This window comes from Pseudomonas sp. zbq_18 (genome assembly GCF_043102245.1).
GTDB lineage: Bacteria > Pseudomonadota > Gammaproteobacteria > Pseudomonadales > Pseudomonadaceae > Aquipseudomonas.
In genome coordinates this window covers 205,390-221,701 of record NZ_JBICIT010000009.1, presented here as the reverse complement: position 1 = coordinate 221,701, position 16,312 = coordinate 205,390, and the positions used below count along the sequence as shown (strand labels likewise).

Sequence of the window (16,312 nt, the reverse complement as noted above, 5' to 3'; positions counted from 1 at the left end):
AGCCCCAGGTATGGCACCAGACCCAGCCTGCCCTCGGTGGCGACATCCCGCAAAGGGTGGGATGTCGTGGTCTGTTCGCTGCAGAGAAGGACTGTGAGCGGTGCTCAGCCGTGTAGGCGGCAACCCAGAGGCGTGAACGATGCCAATACCCGAGAGCGGCTGAAACCACCCGGGCCTGAGCGTTGGCACAGGGCATGGCGAGGGTGAAGGCTGGAGCAATGGCACCCGGCCGAAAGTCAGGCCGGCCGGCAACGGGTTGATACTGAGCCAGGCGCCACGCCGAGAGATGATCCGGGCAGCGCCTGGCTGATCGGCGTGGTCACGAGTGTTCGTGCATGCGCGCCAGTTGCCGCTCCAGCAGCGAAGGGTAGGGCTCCAGCAGGCGCTCGACACAGCTGGCGCCTTCCGGACTGGCGATGGCGCGGATGCGCGCCCGCTGGCGCAGCAGCGGATCGTCGGCCACGCTGCGTTGCACCAGCAGCAGGTTGCGGCTGTGCTGGGCCAGGGCCAGGGCGGCCTGGGCGGCTTCGCTGAGCAGCAGTTCGGCCTGGCTGGGGACGATCTCCTCATCGCTGCGGGTCAGGCCCAGTTGCAGTTGCAAGGTGATGCCGCTGTCCGCCACCTCGATCTGCAGGGCATGGCCGAGCGCCCGCAACAGCTCACCGCAGCACAGGGCATGGGTCAGGTAGTCTTCGTCGCTGTTGGCGCTGCTGAACAGGATCAGGCTGCTGCCGTCGCTCAGGGTGAACAGTTTGCCCTGATACAGCGCCGCGGCCTTTTCCAGGCAGTCGCGATAATGCTGCAGCAACTCCATCAGGCGTGCACGGGGCAGGTGGCGCAGTTGTTCCTGGGCGCCCAGTTGTACGGCCAACACGGCGTTGCTGATCGGCTGTTCGGGCTCCGGCTCCAGCTCAGGCTCTGTTTCCGGCTCGGGAAGCGCTGGCGTAGGTGCCGCGGCGTGCTGATCTTGCAACTCCTGCAGGTCGCGCAGGTCGCGCAGGTCGGCAAAGGGGTCATCCGCCTCGGGCTGCGTGCTGGGCTTGCGGTATTGGTGAGCCTCGTTGAAGTTCGCCTCGTCTGCCGCGTGCAGGTCAGGCATGGCGAAGCCCGGTTCCGCGTCTTCCTCTTCGTGGAAGCCTGGTTCGGGGTCGAAGTGATCCTGTTCTTCCTCGAACTGCACTTCCGGCTCAGGCTTCTCAGGCACCAGTCTGGCTTGCAGCTGGCGGGCCAGGTCACCGATCTCGTCCTGGCGGCCTGCGCCCGGCGCAGGATCGTCGGGGTCGCGCAGCCACAGGCGCAGCTGCATGAGTGGCGTGGAGATATGCCGGCCCAAACGTAGGCTGAGCGACAGGGTCAGGGCTAGCAGGATCAGGCTGAGCAGCCCCATGCTCTGCAGGCTGATGGTCATCGGCTGCTGGAATTGCTGCATGTCCAGGCTGATGCTCAGCTGCCCGGCCATCACTTCCTGGAAGTTGATGACGGTCGAATACAGCCCGTCATCCTCGCCCAGCAGGCTCTGTGCCGGGCGCGCGCCGGCTTCGGCGAGGATGCGGTTGTCCACGCTGTAGATAGCTGCATGGGCCACCAGCGGATTCTTCGCCAGATTGCTGAGCAAGACGTTGAGGCTGAGGATGTCGTTGGACACCAGCAGCTCGGTGGCCGAGGCGGCCGTCTGCACAATCAGGCTTTGGCCCAGGGCGTCGGCCTGCTGCTGCATGGCCTGCTTGAACTGCATACCCATGACCCAGGCATAGATCACCAGCGCCAGGGCGACCAGCAGGAGACTGTGGCTGGCAATGCGCAACGCCAGCGGGACACGGCGCTGGCGCAGAGCGTTGAACAGCAGGAGGAAGAAATTGTCAGGCTTGACTTGGGCGGGCCGGTTCACGGGAGCGCGGCTCTTCTCGACGGGAATTGCCGCGCAGTATACCCAGCGCATACAGGGCGGCAAAGCGCCGCCCGTGCCATGGGCGGGGCGAATCCGGTTAGAATGTGCGCCTTTTCATGGGGCGTCTGCCCCCTTGCCTGCATGGGAGTGAACGCCTTGCGCGAAATCGTCCTGATCAACATCACCGGAGAAGATCGCCCGGGCCTGACCGCGGCCATCACCGGGGCCCTGGCTCAGGGTGGGGTGAATATTCTCGACATCGGTCAGGCGGTGATCCACGACACCCTGTCCTTCGGCATTCTGGTCGAGATTCCGCATACCGAGCGGGGCTCGTCCGTGCTCAAGGAAGTGCTGTTCACGGCTTACAAGCTGGATCAGCAGGTGCGTTTCACACCGGTGTCCGAGGCCGATTACCAGCAGTGGGTCAGCGGACAGGGCAAGAGCCGTTACATCGTCACCCTGTTGACCCGCAAGGTAAGCGCCGAGCAGTTGCAGCGAGTTAGCGCCATCACCGCCCAGTACGGGCTGAATATTGATCATATCGATCGTCTTTCCGGGCGCATGGGCCTGGACATGCCGGCGGATCAGGGCAAGGGTTGCATCGAGTTCTCGGTGCGCGGCGAGCCGGCCGATGTGGATGCCCTGCGTGCCGAGTTCCTCAGCGTGGCCCAGGAACTGAATGTCGATATCGCTTTCCAGCGTGACTCGGTGTTCCGTCGTAACCGCCGTCTTGCGGTGTTCGACATGGACTCGACCCTGATCGAGGCCGAGGTGATCGATGAGCTGGCCAAGGCGGCCGGTGTTGGCGAACAGGTCAGCGAGATCACCGAGCGGGCCATGCGTGGCGAGCTGGATTTTCGCGCCAGCTTCAAGGAGCGTCTGGCCCTGCTGCAGGGGCTTTCCGAGGGCGTGCTGGAGGAAATAGGTGCCTCGCTGCGTCTGACCGAAGGCGCCGAAGTGCTGTTCGCCGAGCTCAAGCGTCTGGGTTACAAGACCGCCATTCTGTCAGGCGGCTTTACCTACTTCGCCAAACAGTTGCAGGCCAAGCTGGGCATCGACTACGTGTTTGCCAACGAGCTGGAAATCGTCGACGGCAAAGTCACGGGGCGTGCATTGGAGCCCATCGTCGACGCCCAGCGCAAGGCTGACCTGCTGCGTCAGCTAGCCGAACAGGAAGGCTTGCGCCTGGAGCAGACCATTGCCGTGGGCGATGGCGCCAACGACCTGCCGATGCTCGGTCTGGCCGGCCTCGGTGTGGCCTTCCGCGCCAAACCGCTGGTCAAGCAATCGGCCAAGCAGGCGATATCCACCCTGGGTCTGGATGGCATTCTTTATCTGTTGGGTTTCCGCGACCGAGACGGTCTGGAGTGATGGTAAAAGCCCCGCAGATGCGGGGCTTTTTCTTGCGGCTTATTCGTCGCCGGCGGAGAAGTCGTAGTCCATCGACTGGCTCGGGCCCTGCAGGTAGTGCCCTTGTATGTAGTTGACCCCGGCCTGCCAAAGGGTCGCCAGCACGCTGGCGGTTTCGACGAAGGGGACGATGGTTAGCTTGGCCTGGGCGTGCAGGCTGGCCAGCAGCGTCTTCAGAGCCTCCTGGTTCTCGGCGCTGGACAGGTCCTGGGAGAACGAGCCGTCGACCTTCACGAAGTCGATGTTCAGGTGCTTGAGGGTGTTGAACGGGTTGAGTGCGCAGCCGAACTGGCCGAGCGCCACCTTGCAGTGCAACTCCGCCAGCCCCTGGGTGAGCGCTTTGGCTTGCTTGAGGTAGGCCACGGCGTCCTGCTCGCTGAGTTGGAGCACCAGTGCGTCAGAAGGCAGGCGGGCAGCCTTGAGCGCTACGCTGAGCCAGGGCAGCAGGGTCTGATCCTGCACGCTGCTGCTCGACAGGTGTACGAACAGGCGAGTGTTGTGGCCCTTGCTGCGGTGTTCGGCCAGCAACTTTATCGAGTTGAGGATTACCCAGCGGTCGATCTTCTCGGCCAGGCCGGCATCGCGTGCGGCGGCGAGGAAGTCCGTCGGTGGCACTTCAGTGCCTTGAGGGCTGAGTAGGCGCAGCAGCACCTCGTAATGTTCGTCGCTATCGCCGCGCAGGCTGATGATGGGCTGGAACAACAGGCGGAAGCTGTTGTTCTCCAGTGCCTGCTGCACCATGGCGACCAGATTGCCGCGGTTGGCGGCGGCAGCCAGTTCGTCGGCTGGGTTGTAGGTCTTGATGGCATTGCCGTCGCTGATTTCGTCGGCGCAGCGGTGGGCTCTCTCGATTACTTCCTGCGCCTTGCTGGTCTGCTCGCTCAGGCCGGCGACTCCGATCGACAGTGTGGTCTGCACGGTGCGGCCGCTGACATCGAACAGATGTCCCTCGACCTTTTTCAGCAGGCTGGACAGCTGTTCCTGGCATTGCTCCGGTGCGCTACCGCTGATCAGAGCGGTAAAGACGTCGTCACTGAAGCGCGCGAGCTGAACGTCGCTGCCAAAGTGGCTGCGCAGCAGGTTGGCCAGATCGGTCAGAAGAATATCGATGCCTGCTACACCTACCTCGCCAACGGACTCGCTGAAGCGGTCGACGCGGATGTAGGCGAGGCTGGCTATCTGGTTGTGGTTGATCGCGCGTTGTGCGGCGCCATCCATCAGTTCAAGGAAGTGCGAGCGGTTGAACAGTCCGGTGACCAGGTCCTGGCTGCTGATCTCGCGCAGTTTTTCTTCCAGCTCGGCATTGTCGTTTTCGGCGCGGATGACCACCTGGATGCAGGGTTCGCCGTCATAGGTGGCAGGCGAGAAGCTCATGCGTGCCTGGAACTGCTGGCCATTCGGTTTGACTCCGCCACAGCTCAGTTCCGCGTCACCTTCTGCATTGGCATAGTTCTTCAGGAAGTCTTTGAAACGGCTCTGATCAGCCGAAGCGATCAGGTCGATCATCGGCATGCCTTCCAGCTCGTCGGCATCCTCGTAGTCGAACAGCTTGAGGTAGGCACGGTTGGCATAGATATGCATGCCGTCGTGGACGTAGGTGATGGCGTCCACCGAGCTGTTCAGCAGTAGCTGGCAGCGCTTTTCCGCTTCGCGCAGGGCCACCTCGGCCGCGCGGCGTGCGCGACGCTGTTCAAGGTTGGCCAGTTCACGATTGGCCACCAGAATCAGGCGTTCATCTTCGCCCTGGGGCAGCGCATCCTGAGCGCCGAGCATCAGCGCTTCGGTGATGAGGTCGGAGTCATTGCCATCCGTGAGCTGGATGACGGGAATGTCCTTGGCCTGACGGCGGATGATGCCGATGGCTTCGCTGGGGGCGATCTGCTCGCTGCTCGGGGCGCTGATCAACAGATCCCAGCTTTGCTGTAAGGCTTCGTTAAGGTTGTCGCTGGAAGTGATGCGATGAACACGGGTGGCGCGGCCGGCGTTACGGAACAAGCTAACCAGGCGCTCGGCCTCGTTCTGCGAATCTTCAAGTATCAGCAGCCGTATGGTTTTTTTTTCGATGGCCATGAGAGTTTGCTTGGAGTGCGCCGAAGAGCGGGCGAAAAAGGCGACAAATCGTCTATTTCGGCAATCTACAGCGACTTCCAGAGGGAGTCAAAGTCTTCGTCCCCAGCCTTGCCGGGCTCTTTCACGGCTGTGACAGAAGTCCCTCCGGGCTGTTCCGTCTGGGTTAGCGGACGGTATTCGAACTGGCTGAAGCTACCGGTGGAGCTCTGTTTGCGACTGAGCACGGCGCGGGTTTCCTCGCCGTTGTGGTTGATCAGCACCTTGTGGCTCTCCTGGAAGGGCAAGCGTGGCGTGATCAGTGTGGCAGGGCGCGATACCACGCGAATTTCCGGTAGCAGCAGAGCGCGCAGGTACTGACTGTTCTGCTCACTCTTGCGCACCAGTTGTACGCCGCAGGGCTGTGCGTGCGGGGCGATCAGTTCAATGCCCATCTGCGTGCCGCCACCACGCACCTGGCGGATCCAGCGCACCACGGCCACGCTCCAGGATTGCCCGGGCATGTCCTGGATGCCCAGCAGCTCTCCGGCCTGCAGTTGACCCGGGACTTCCCGTGGCCAGCTCAGGCAGTAGCCGCCCGGACTGTGGTTGACGATGGGTAGCTCATGGCTGGGATAGCTCTCGGCGATTTCTTCGACTGCGTGCTGTTCGCCCGGTTTGGTGGAGCGGTACTGGATCTCCTCCAGTGGCATGCCGGGCTCCCAGTTGCTGATGCGCTGGGCGTCGAAGGCGCCTGCCCAGATGTCCGGGCCGGCGGCCTCGCTGGTGTTGCTCACACTGAATCGGGCACTGCGCTCTTCTTCGGGGCGCTTCAGGACTTCAGCGAAGCTGCGTTGCCCGGCCAGATTGAAATGCAGGGCAGACATGCCAATGCAGATGAACAGGCTGCCGCGCCCTGGGTTGCGTTGGAAGGTGCGTTCGGCGATGTCGCCCCAGGCGGAGCTCAGGTGCTGCAGCAGATCCAGCGGCATCCCTTCTGGTATCTGCAGCTGCTTGGCTTCCGTGCTCTCAGGGGGCAGGAGGAGGAACTCTTTGATGGCATCGACCAGCGGGGTCGGGTCGAGGCCCAGCAGGCTATGCAGTTCAGCTTCGCCGAACAGCGACTTGTAGCGAGGCGGACCATCCAGTTGTGGGCTGATGGCAAACAGGCTGCCGGGTGTATCGGCCGCCTGCAGGGTAGCCAGCCTGCTCCAGCTTTCCAGGCCCTCGGCCAGGCGAGCGATGCTGCTTTGGCGCATCTGGTTGCAGCGGGCGCACCCCAGCAGCAATGCGCCGATGTACACCTGCTCGATGCTCAGGCTGCGACCATTACGGGCCAGGCCATCGCTGATCTGCAGTTGCTGCAGCCCATGCCGGCGTGCCATCAGGTAAAGCTGGTGCAGTTCCAGCCACAAGCCCTCCGGGACCGGGCAGTAGAGCTGACTGGCGCGCACCAGTGGGCCGCACAGGCTATGGCTGGCGCGCTGCAGGGCCATGGCCAGCACCGGAGCATTGTCCTTGCTGAAACGCGGCATTACCCGGGTAACGATCAACTTGTAGCCAATGGCCAGGTGGTTCTGCAGCGCCTGGCACAGGTTGGCGACCTTGCGTGGGCGTTCATCGAGGACGATGGACTGGTTGAGAAAGTGGCGTTCCAGGTGGCTGCAGACGAAGTACACCTCAGGGCGCAGCAGCTCGAGCAGTTGCAGGCGGTTTTCGCTGGGGGTGACCAGCTGGTTCAGTTCCACCAGGCATTGGTAAAGCTGGCGTGCGGTTTCGCCGATATTGGCCTTGGGCAGGTCGGCAATCCAGCGTTTGAACTCGCGCGGAGTTGCTTCGCAGAAGGACAGGCCCTGTCTGTCGGGAGTCGAAACACGCAGTAGCAGGTGAGGGCTTTGCTTATCCATACCGGAGACGATATCCAAGGGTCAGGCAGCTCTTTCTGGTGACGAGCTTTGCAGGAACTCTAGCAGCATAGGCAAGCACCAACCCAGCAAGATTGGGTAAGTCTTCGACAGGCAAGGCGCGACGGATGTTCCGTCGCGCGATTTAGCTCAGGCATTGCGAGGTACAGCCAGGGCTTGGCCCATGCGCACGGCGCTGCCAGCGGCAAGGTCTTCGGCCCATTGCACCTGTTGCGGGCCGAATAGCACGATGGCGGTGGAGCCGAGCTTGAAGCGACCCAGTTCGCCGCCTTTTGCCAGTTCGATGGCGGTACGGGCTGCAGCGTCGTAACGGGTGGTTTTCAGCTCGCGCTTGGGTGGCGTGACCAGGCCTGCCCAGACCGTCTCGATGCTGGCAACGATCATCGCGCCGACCAGCACTACGGCCATCGGCCCGCGCTCGGTATCGAACAGGCAGACGACGCGCTCGTTGCGGGCGAACAGCTCGGGTACGTTTTCGGCAGTAGTCTGGTTGACCGAGAACAGGCGGCCCGGCACATAGACCATCTCGCGCAGGGTGCCGGCCAGCGGCATGTGCACGCGGTGGTAGTCCTTGGGTGACAGGTAGATGGTGGCGAAGTCGCCGCCCATGAAGGGTTTGGCACGTTCGGCGTCGCCGCCGAGCAGTTCCAGCACGCTAAAGCTGTGCCCCTTGGCCTGGAAGCAGCGGCCCTGCTCGATGGGGCCGAGCTGGCTGACGGCGCCGTCGGCCGGGCAGAGAATGGCGCCGGGCGTCTCGTCCAGCGGGCGCGCGCCTTCCTTCAGGGCGCGGGTGAAGAAGGCGTTGAAGTGCTCGTAGGCGGCCAGGTTCTCGACCTCGGCCTCGGCCATGTTGACCTGATACTGCTTGGCGAACCAGCCAATCAGGCGGTCCTTGAACCAGCTGGCGCGGCACTCGGCGGCGAAACCGATCAGGCGTGACAGCAGGTGGTGCGGCAGCAGGTACTGGCTGAGGATAAACAGGCGCTCTTTCATCGCATTTCCTTGAAATCAGTGTTCGATCGGGGTATCGGGCAGGTTGCCCCATTCGGACCAGGAGCCGGCATAGGCCCTGACCCGCGGATAGCCCAGCGCCTTGGCCACCACATAGGTGAAGCCGGAGCGGCGATGGGTCTGGCAATGGGTGATCACTTCCTTGTCCTTGGTGATGCCGAGGTTTTCCAATACCTCGGCCATGTCGCTGCGGATGCGCAGCCCGTGCTGGGTGTCCATGCCGGCAGTCCACTCGAAGTTGACCGCGCCCGGCACATGGCCGCCGCGTGCGGCCAGTAGCTTCTCGCCGCTGAACTCGGCTGGGCTGCGAGCATCCCAGATGGCCAGGTCGGTCGCGCCCAGGCGGCTCTGCAGATAGTCGCGGCTGGCGGTAGGTTCATCGTGCAGCGTCAGGCTGATCTGGCTGGATGTGCTTGGCGGTACGGCCTGGCTCAGCTCGCGGCCTTCGCTCATCCAGGCCTGCAGGCCACCGTTGAGGAAGTGATAGTGGCTGTGGCCGATCACGTCGAGCAGCCAGATGAAACGCCCCGCCCAGCCGCCCCCTTCGTCGTCGTACACCACATAGACGGCATTCGCTCGATGGCCCAGTTCGCCGAATAGCGCTTCCAGTTGAGCGCGCTCCGGCAGCAATCCGGGTGCCGGCGGCAGGCCCAGCTGCGTGCGCTTGCTGTCGACCCAGTGCGCGCCGGGAATATGCCCCTCGGCGTAGCGCGCAGCACCGCTCAGGTCGAGCAAAATCAGCTCGGGAGCCTGCAGGCGAGTGGCCAGGTCGACGGGCTCGATCACTAGCGGCAGGCCGGAGAAGGCGGACATAAAAGGCTCCGTGGCGTGAGGGGAAGGGCGGATTGTAGCGAATGCTGACGGCGCCGGGCGGCGGAAAACGTTACGGCGGGTTCAACTGCTACGTCGAGCGAACGTACTGAGGGCACGCTCGATGCACTGCACGGTCTTGCCGAATACCTGCAGCTGAGTGGCGCCGAATTCGCCGCCGCCCTGATCGACGATCAGCAGCATCGCCACCCGGCCGTTATGGGCTATCGAGCGCAGCAGCAGGTGTTCGCCGTTGAACAGGGCCTTGAGCGTGCCGGGCAGCAGGGCGGAAACCTGCGCCATATTGGCCGGGCTCAGGCGCAGTTGCCCAGGTTCGGCCAGCAGTTTACGCAGCACCTGGCTCTGTGCTGGGTCCAGGCGCAGTTGCTTGGCGGCGTCCTGCAGGCCCAGGGCTTGCTGAGCGTGCAGGCGACTGTGTTGGCGGTCGGCCAGCAGGATCAACACCCGCTGCATACCGCCGCTGTACACAGCCTCGGCAGCGCAGTCGGTCAGCTGCAGCACGTTGGCAAAGGCGCTTGGCTGCGCCAGCAGGCGCGAGCAGTGCTGTTTCCATTGGCTCAGCGTGTCGCGGGGTGGCGGGGCGGCGGGCGGCTGGAGTGCCTTCAGGCGACAGCTGTCCCAGGGCCAGAGCAGGGCTTCGGTCGGGTGCCAGAGACCCTTGCCGGTGTGATGGCGCGCGCTCATCACGGCCTGCTGGTGGATCAGTTGCTGTAGTTCGTTTACCGCGGTTTGCAGGTACAGGCCCGTCAGGCGCTGCCAGCGCAAGTGGTGCTGGCAGCTCCAGTTATGATGGCTGGACAGGGCCAGGCCGTTGGCCAGTAGCACGCAGTTGCCTGGCAGGGTCAGCCAGCGCCGTAGCGCTGGGTCGGCATCGAGCAGCTGTTGCTGGTGCAGCGGATGTTCATTGTCATGGGCGATGTGCAGCGCCTTGACCAGCAGGCGACGGTCTTCCACCAGCAGGCGGTAGCCCTGGCAGATCCATTCCGGTAGTCGCCAGTGCCGGGCCAGTGCCAGGCACAGCGGTAGCAGGGGTGTGCCGAGCAGTTCGCGCTCGACTTTGGCAGCGGGCTCGCCTTGGCCAAGTACGCGTCTTTCCCAGGCTTCGAACAGTGCCGGCTGGTGGGCCACCAGGGGCCATAGCGGTGCCAGAAACAGCAGGCTGCCCCAGTGTATTTCCTGCCACAGGCGTGCCAGTCGGCCGGCAAACAGACCATTGGCCTGCTGTGAGGCATGCAGGCTGATCAGTTGTAGCTGGCGCAAGGCCAGTGGGATCTCGGCTTCTTCCTGCACTGGCATCTGTTCAAGCAGCGTTTCCGCGCGTTTCAGGCCCAGGCGATTGAGGGCCATCTCCAGGCTTTCTGCCGGTTCACCAAAACTGCCAGCGTTGCGGTTGGCTTCGCGCAAAATGGTCAGGGCAATAGCCGGGCTGGCCTGCATGCTGTCGGCGATTTCGCGCAGCGACTTGCGCCCATCGAGCAGGGTGCGGCGCGCCATTTCATGATGCTGGCGGGCGATGGGCAGGCGCACGGCATCGAGCTGCTTGATCCAGCTGTCGAGACTGCGCGGAGAGGCTTGAGTCATGGGCATGCAGGTTGAGCCAAACTGGCTTTTCGCCTTTACTGCCTATAGTCTGGCGCAATACTTCCGATAAATAGAAGGGTTGTTTTGCATAACCCTTTCGACTGACTCAGCAAGCATATTTTTCTCATGGTCAAGATCATCGGCATCCTGGTTGTTTTCGGCTGCGTAATCGGCGGTTTCATTCTGTCCGGCGGCAAGTTCATGGCGCTGGTGCATCCCTTCGAAGTGCTGATCATCGGCGGCGCTGCATTAGGTGCTTTCCTGCAGGCCAACCCCTCTAGCGCCTTCATGACCGTGTTCAAGAAGTCGCTGGCGATGTTCAGCAGTCGTTTTACCCATGCGTTCTATCTGGAAGTGCTGAAACTGCTCTACGAGATCCTCAACAAAAGCCGTCGCGAAGGCATGATGGCCATCGAGGCGGATGTCGAGGATCCCAATGCCAGTCCGATCTTCAGCAAGTATCCGGGGATCCTCAAGGATGCGCGGATGACAGAGTTCATCTGTGATTACCTGCGCATCATGTCCAGTGGCAACATGGCGCCGCACGAGCTGGAAAACCTCTTCGACATGGAAATCGCCAGCCTGAAGGAAGAGCTGGAGCACCCGGCCCACGCCGTCGCCAAGGTCGCCGACGGCATGCCGGCCATGGGTATCGTCGCTGCGGTATTGGGTATCGTGATCACCATGTCGATCCTCGCCAGCGCGAGCAACGCTCAGATCGGTGAGAAGGTCGGTACCGCGCTGGTCGGCACCTTCCTCGGCATTCTCGCCTCCTACGGCTTCTTCGCTCCGCTGGCCGGTGCCCTGGAGCACGATGCCAAGGAGGAGCTGAATCTTTACGAAGCGATCAAGGCCACGCTGGTTGCCTCTGCCTCCGGCATGCCGCCGACCCTGGCCGTGGAGTTTGGTCGCAAGGTGCTTCTGCCTGCGCACCGCCCGAGCTTCAGCGAGCTCGAGCAGGCCATGCGCGGCAACTGATCAAGGCTGAGCCATGGAGAACAATCAGCCGATACTGGTCAAGCGGGTCAAGAAGGTTGCCGGCGGCCACCATGGTGGTGCCTGGAAGATCGCTTTCGCCGACTTCGCCACCGCTATGATGGCCTTCTTCCTGGTGATGTGGCTGATGTCCTCGGCCACGCCGGAGCAGAAGAAGGCGATTTCCGGCTACTTTCAGGACCCGATCGGCTTCACCGAGAGCGCCAGCCCCTACGTCATCGATCTAGGAGGCACGCCAACACCGGCGCCGGATCGAACCCTCAATCCCGAGATGAAGGATGCCCCGGACGCTGCCGAGTCAGCGGTCGACGCCGAGTCTGATCAGGAGGCTTCGGTCAATAAGGAGCAGGCCGAAAGCCTGGCCGAGCAGATCGAGCGTGAGCGCCTGGAGCTCCTGCTGCAGGAATTGCAGACCAAGGTCGATGAGAACCCGCAGTTACAGAAGTTCAAGGATCAGATCCTCTTCGAGATCACCCAGGACGGCCTGCGCATCCAGATCATGGATGCCGAGAACCGGCCCATGTTCGACATCGGCAGTGCGCGGTTGCAGCCCTATTTCGAGGACATCCTGTTGATCCTCGCCGAAACCATCAGGGAAGTACCGAACAAGATCAGCGTCAGTGGCCATACCGATGCCAAGCCTTTTGCCGGCACCGGCGAGTTTGGCAACTGGGAATTGTCGGCCAACCGTGCCAACGCCGCGCGGCGCACTCTGGTGGCGGGAGGCTATCCGGACGATAACGTGGCGCGGGTCGTTGGCTATGCCTCATCAGCGTTGTTTGACCGCAATGACCCGTTCAATCCGGTGAATCGTCGCATCGACATCATCGTGCTCACCAAGAGGGCCCAACGCGACATTGAGGGCGAGCAAGATGGAGGCGCTGTGCAGCCTGAGGTGCCCACTGAAGCCTCGTCAGCTCCGCCTGCCGCGCCTGGTGCACCCGTGCAGGCGCCTGAGTTGCGACAGCGATTGAACATCTTCGAAGAGGGTGCCCTGCAGTTCGACGAACCTCAGGAGTAAGTAAAAAGCCGCGATGATCGCGGCTTTTTAATCAGTACTCGTCTTGGCTGATACCACTGAGGATATGGCGGTAGCTGGCCATGCGCTGCGGCTGGATACGCCCGTCCTCCAGGGCTTTAAGCAGGGCGCAGCCTGGCTCACGGTCGTGCTTGCAGTCGCGGAAGCGACAGGTGCCGAGCAGGTCGCGGAATTCGATGAAGCCGGCTTCCACGTCGTCACGGCTGACGTGGGCCAGACCAAATTCGCGGATACCGGGGGAGTCGATCAACTCGCCGCCGCCCGGGAAGTGGAACAGGCGCGCCGTAGTGGTTGTGTGCGTACCCTTGCCGGTGACTTCCGAGAGTGCGCCGACGCGGGTGTCCACGCCCGGCAGCAGGCTGTTGACCAGCGAGGACTTGCCGACACCTGACTGGCCAACGAAGACGCTGACGTGGCCGTCCAGGCGAACCTTCAGCTCTTCCATGCCGCCACCTTCGCGCGCCGAGACTTCCAGCAGTTCGTAACCTAGTTGACGGTAGGTGGTGAGCAGGCCGTTGAGGTGTGCGGCGTTTTCGTCGTCGATCAGGTCGGCCTTGTTGAGCAGCAGCAGTGGGCGGATGCCAGCATGTTCGGCGGCGACCAGGTAGCGGTCGATCAGATTGGCGTGGGCGTGCGGTAGGGGGGCGAAGACAATCACGATCAAGTCGACGTTGCCGGCCACCGGCTTGAGTTGGCCACGCATGTCCGGACGGCACAGCTCGGAGGTTCTCGGCAGTTGGGCGACAATCACGCCGTTGCCCTGATGGCCGGGGCGCCACACCACGCGGTCTCCGGTGACCAGCGCCGGCAGGTTGGCGCGCAGATGGCAGCGTTGCACCTGGCCGCTCAGCTCGCCTTCCAGGGCTTCGACCTCGACCTGTACGCCGAAGTGGGCGATGACCAGGCCGGTCTGCTCCGGGCCGAGGTCGCCGCCTTCCAGCTCTTCGAGCATGCGTGACTCGCGCTTGGCGGCACGGGCGGCGCGCTCTTCCTGAACCTTGTCGATGCGCCAGCTTTGGCGACGGGTGAGTTGGCGTTTGGCCATGATGATTCCGCAGGGAGAAAACGGCGGCGAGTTTAGCACGGGCGCCATATGGCCCTGGCGCTTGCCTGCTGGTAAAACGACGGCATGTTCGAATCTCTACGCAGCCGTTATCCGGCACTGCTGGCCTTGCTGGCCCAACTCCTGGCGCTGTTATCCATGGCCCTGTTGCTGTGGGCGCTGGCGCAGCTGGGCGCCTGGCGACCCAGTCTGATGCAGGCGGCGCTGGCACAGGGGCTGCTGGCGGCAATGTTGGGTCAGTGGCTCGGATTGCGGCGCTGGTGGCTGTTGCTCAACCTGTTTTTTTTGCCGGCGTTGCTGGCTCTACAGGCGCGTCAGTGGCCGGGCTGGTGGTTTCTGGTGGCTTTTTTGCTGTTGCTGTTGCTCAACTGGAACAGCTTTCGCGAGCGGGTGCCGCTGTATCTCAGTGGGGCTCGTACGCGGCAGTTGCTCAGTCAGCGCTTGTCCCGCCTGCCCGAGGGCTTTGCTTTTGTCGACCTGGGCTGCGGCCTGGCCGGCACGCTGGTGCAACTGGCACGCGACTATCCGGCGGCGCGACTGGTCGGGGTAGAGACTGCGCCCCTGGTGTTTGCCCTGGCCTGGTTGCGCTGCCTGCCCTATCGCAATTGCCGGGTTCATTACCGCAGCCTGTGGCGCGAGGATCTGGCTGCTTACGACGCGGTCTACTGTTTCCTGTCGCCGGCCCCCATGGCCGAGCTGTGGGCCAAGGCGCGGCGCGAGATGCGCCCCGGCAGTCTGCTGATCAGCAACAGCTTCGAGGTGCCGGGCGTACCGGCGCAGGAAGTCGTCGAGCTGAACGACTGGCGCGACTCGCGTCTGCTGCTGTGGCGTCTGTGAACGGCTAAACTGCTGCCATTCGCACAGGAGTAACCGTTATGCCGCAGAGCGCCAACAACCTGATCTGGATCGACCTGGAAATGACCGGTCTTGAGCCGGAGCAGGACGTGATCATCGAGATCGCCACCATCGTCACCGACCCTGATCTGAATATCCTCGCCGAAGGCCCGGTGATCGCCGTGCACCAGAGCGATGCCAAGCTGGCCGCTATGGACGAGTGGAACACCCGCACCCACGGCGACAGCGGCCTGACCCAGCGGGTGCGCGAGAGCAAAATCGATACCGCCGAGGCCGAGGCGCAGACCATTGCCTTCCTGCAGCAGTGGGTGCCAATCGGCAAGTCGCCGATCTGTGGCAACAGCATTGGTCAGGATCGGCGCTTCCTCTACAAATACATGCCGGCCCTGGAAGCCTATTTCCACTACCGCTACCTGGACGTCTCTACCCTGAAGATTCTCGCGGGCATGTGGGCGCCACAGGTCAAGGACTCGTTCCAGAAGCAGGGCACCCATCAGGCGCTGGACGATATCCGTGAGTCCATTGCCGAACTCAAGCACTATCGTGAGCACTTTCTCAAAGTCTGAGTCTCGTGAAAAAGCCCGCTGCTGCGGGCTTTTTCATGTTTGGGCGTGGCGCTGCAAGGCCCATTCGACATGTTCGCGCACCAGGGGCGAAGGGTGCTCGCGGCGTGCCTGCAGCGCCTGCAGCACGGGAATGGTTGAAGGCGCGTTGCCCAGACCCACGGCCAGGTTGCGCAGCCAGTTTTCATAGCCTGTGCGGCGTAGCGGCGAGCCTTCGGTGCGGCTGAGAAACTCCTCTTCCGTCCACAGGAACAGCTCGGCCAGGCTGCTATTGTCCAGGCCGTGGCGCGGCTGGAAGTCCCCCTGCTCGGTGGGGCGGGCGAAGCGGTTCCACGGGCAGACGATCTGGCAGTCGTCGCAGCCGAACACGCGGTTGCCGATCAGGCTGCGCAGCTCGACGGGGATCGCGCCTTTGAGCTCGATGGTCAGGTAGGAAATACAGCGCCGCGCATCCAGCATATGTGGGCCGACAAAGGCCTGGGTCGGGCAGATGTCCAGGCAGGCGCTGCAGCGCCCGCAATGCTCGCTGCCGTGGGGGGCGTCGACCGGCAGCGGCAGGTCGACGAACAGCTCGCCGAGGAAGAACCAGCTGCCGGCCTTGCGGTTGAGTACCAGGGTGTTCTTGCCGATCCAGCCCAGGCCGGCTTTTTCGGCGATGGCCTTCTCCAGCACCGGGGCACTGTCGACGAAGGCGCGATAGCCGAACGGGCCGATGGCGGCCTGGATGCGCTCAGCCAGTTGTTGCAGGCGCTTGCGGATTAGCTTGTGGTAGTCGCGCCCCAGGGCGTAGCGCGACACGTAGGCTTGCTCGGGCTGGGCCAGGCGTTCGGCCATCTGGGTATCGCCAGGCAGGTAGTCCATGCGCAGCGAGACCACGCGCAGGGTGCCGGGCACCAGTTCGTCGGGGTGCGAGCGCTTGCTGCCGTGGGCGGCCATGTAGTCCATCTCGCCCTGGTAGCCGGCGTCCAGCCAGCGCTGCAGGTGCTGCTCATGCTCGCCCAGTTCGACGTCGGTGATGCCGACCTGCTGAAAGCCCAGCTCGCGGCCCCAGTCCTTGATGGCTTGGGCGAGATGCGCGAGATCGGGTGGGGAGCTGGACATGAC

General features: G+C 63.2%; 13 protein-coding genes. 5 read left to right on the top strand and 8 right to left on the bottom strand.

Annotated elements, in window-relative coordinates; all coding sequences use genetic code 11:
• Positions 1 to 319: 319 nt before the first annotated feature.
• Positions 320 to 1,888: a histidine kinase gene (locus tag ACF8C6_RS08460; protein ID WP_392498863.1), complete on the bottom strand. Its 1,569-nt coding sequence runs from the start codon at positions 1,886 to 1,888 to the stop codon at positions 320 to 322.
• A 156-nt stretch (positions 1,889 to 2,044) separates the two neighbouring features.
• Between ACF8C6_RS08460 and serB the strand changes: the two genes are divergently transcribed.
• Complete coding sequence (gene serB / locus ACF8C6_RS08455; protein ID WP_392498862.1) at positions 2,045 to 3,259, top strand: phosphoserine phosphatase SerB; 1,215 nt, start codon at positions 2,045 to 2,047, stop codon at positions 3,257 to 3,259.
• A gap of 39 nt (positions 3,260 to 3,298) precedes the next feature.
• Here the strand turns inward: serB and ACF8C6_RS08450 are convergent, their stop codons facing one another.
• The 5 genes from ACF8C6_RS08450 to ACF8C6_RS08430 all read right to left on the bottom strand — a co-directional run bounded on the left by ACF8C6_RS08450 (position 3,299) and on the right by ACF8C6_RS08430 (position 10,698).
• Positions 3,299 to 5,368 (bottom strand): EAL domain-containing protein, encoded by a 2,070-nt coding sequence (locus ACF8C6_RS08450; protein WP_392498861.1) that lies wholly within the window; start codon positions 5,366 to 5,368, stop codon positions 3,299 to 3,301.
• Positions 5,369 to 5,433: 65 nt separating this feature from the next.
• Positions 5,434 to 7,251 carry a molecular chaperone gene (locus ACF8C6_RS08445; RefSeq protein WP_392498910.1) on the bottom strand — a complete coding sequence of 606 codons (1,818 nt, stop codon included), beginning with the start codon at positions 7,249 to 7,251 and terminating at the stop codon, positions 5,434 to 5,436.
• A 147-nt stretch (positions 7,252 to 7,398) separates the two neighbouring features.
• Positions 7,399 to 8,262 carry an archaetidylserine decarboxylase gene (gene asd, locus ACF8C6_RS08440; RefSeq protein WP_392498860.1) on the bottom strand — a complete coding sequence of 288 codons (864 nt, stop codon included), beginning with the start codon at positions 8,260 to 8,262 and terminating at the stop codon, positions 7,399 to 7,401.
• A 15-nt stretch (positions 8,263 to 8,277) separates the two neighbouring features.
• Positions 8,278 to 9,093: a rhodanese-like domain-containing protein gene (locus tag ACF8C6_RS08435; protein WP_392498858.1), complete on the bottom strand. Its 816-nt coding sequence runs from the start codon at positions 9,091 to 9,093 to the stop codon at positions 8,278 to 8,280.
• 81 nt (positions 9,094 to 9,174) lie between these two features.
• On the bottom strand, positions 9,175 to 10,698 hold the full coding sequence (locus tag ACF8C6_RS08430) for an HDOD domain-containing protein (protein ID WP_392498857.1): 1,524 nt from the start codon (positions 10,696 to 10,698) through the stop codon (positions 9,175 to 9,177).
• Between the two features lie 120 nt (positions 10,699 to 10,818).
• On the opposite strand from ACF8C6_RS08430, the gene motA reads away from it, so the two are divergent.
• Entirely contained in the window at positions 10,819 to 11,670 is an 852-nt protein-coding gene (motA, locus tag ACF8C6_RS08425; protein ID WP_392498856.1) for a flagellar motor stator protein MotA, read from the top strand.
• 13 nt (positions 11,671 to 11,683) lie between these two features.
• A complete protein-coding gene (gene motB, locus ACF8C6_RS08420; RefSeq protein WP_392498855.1) occupies positions 11,684 to 12,709 on the top strand; it encodes a flagellar motor protein MotB in 1,026 nt (341 codons plus the stop codon).
• A gap of 31 nt (positions 12,710 to 12,740) precedes the next feature.
• Here the strand turns inward: motB and rsgA are convergent, their stop codons facing one another.
• Entirely contained in the window at positions 12,741 to 13,772 is a 1,032-nt protein-coding gene (rsgA, locus tag ACF8C6_RS08415; protein ID WP_277691050.1) for a small ribosomal subunit biogenesis GTPase RsgA, read from the bottom strand.
• A gap of 84 nt (positions 13,773 to 13,856) precedes the next feature.
• Between rsgA and ACF8C6_RS08410 the strand changes: the two genes are divergently transcribed.
• Together ACF8C6_RS08410 and orn are read left to right on the top strand one after the other, a co-directional pair.
• Positions 13,857 to 14,627: a class I SAM-dependent methyltransferase gene (locus tag ACF8C6_RS08410; RefSeq protein WP_392498854.1), complete on the top strand. Its 771-nt coding sequence runs from the start codon at positions 13,857 to 13,859 to the stop codon at positions 14,625 to 14,627.
• Positions 14,628 to 14,665: 38 nt separating this feature from the next.
• Complete coding sequence (gene orn, locus ACF8C6_RS08405) at positions 14,666 to 15,211, top strand: oligoribonuclease (RefSeq protein WP_277691047.1); 546 nt, start codon at positions 14,666 to 14,668, stop codon at positions 15,209 to 15,211.
• 33 nt (positions 15,212 to 15,244) lie between these two features.
• Here orn and queG read toward each other — a convergent pair whose 3' ends face one another.
• A complete protein-coding gene (gene queG, locus ACF8C6_RS08400; RefSeq protein ID WP_392498853.1) occupies positions 15,245 to 16,309 on the bottom strand; it encodes a tRNA epoxyqueuosine(34) reductase QueG in 1,065 nt (354 codons plus the stop codon).
• Between the last annotated feature and the right edge of the window lie 3 nt (positions 16,310 to 16,312).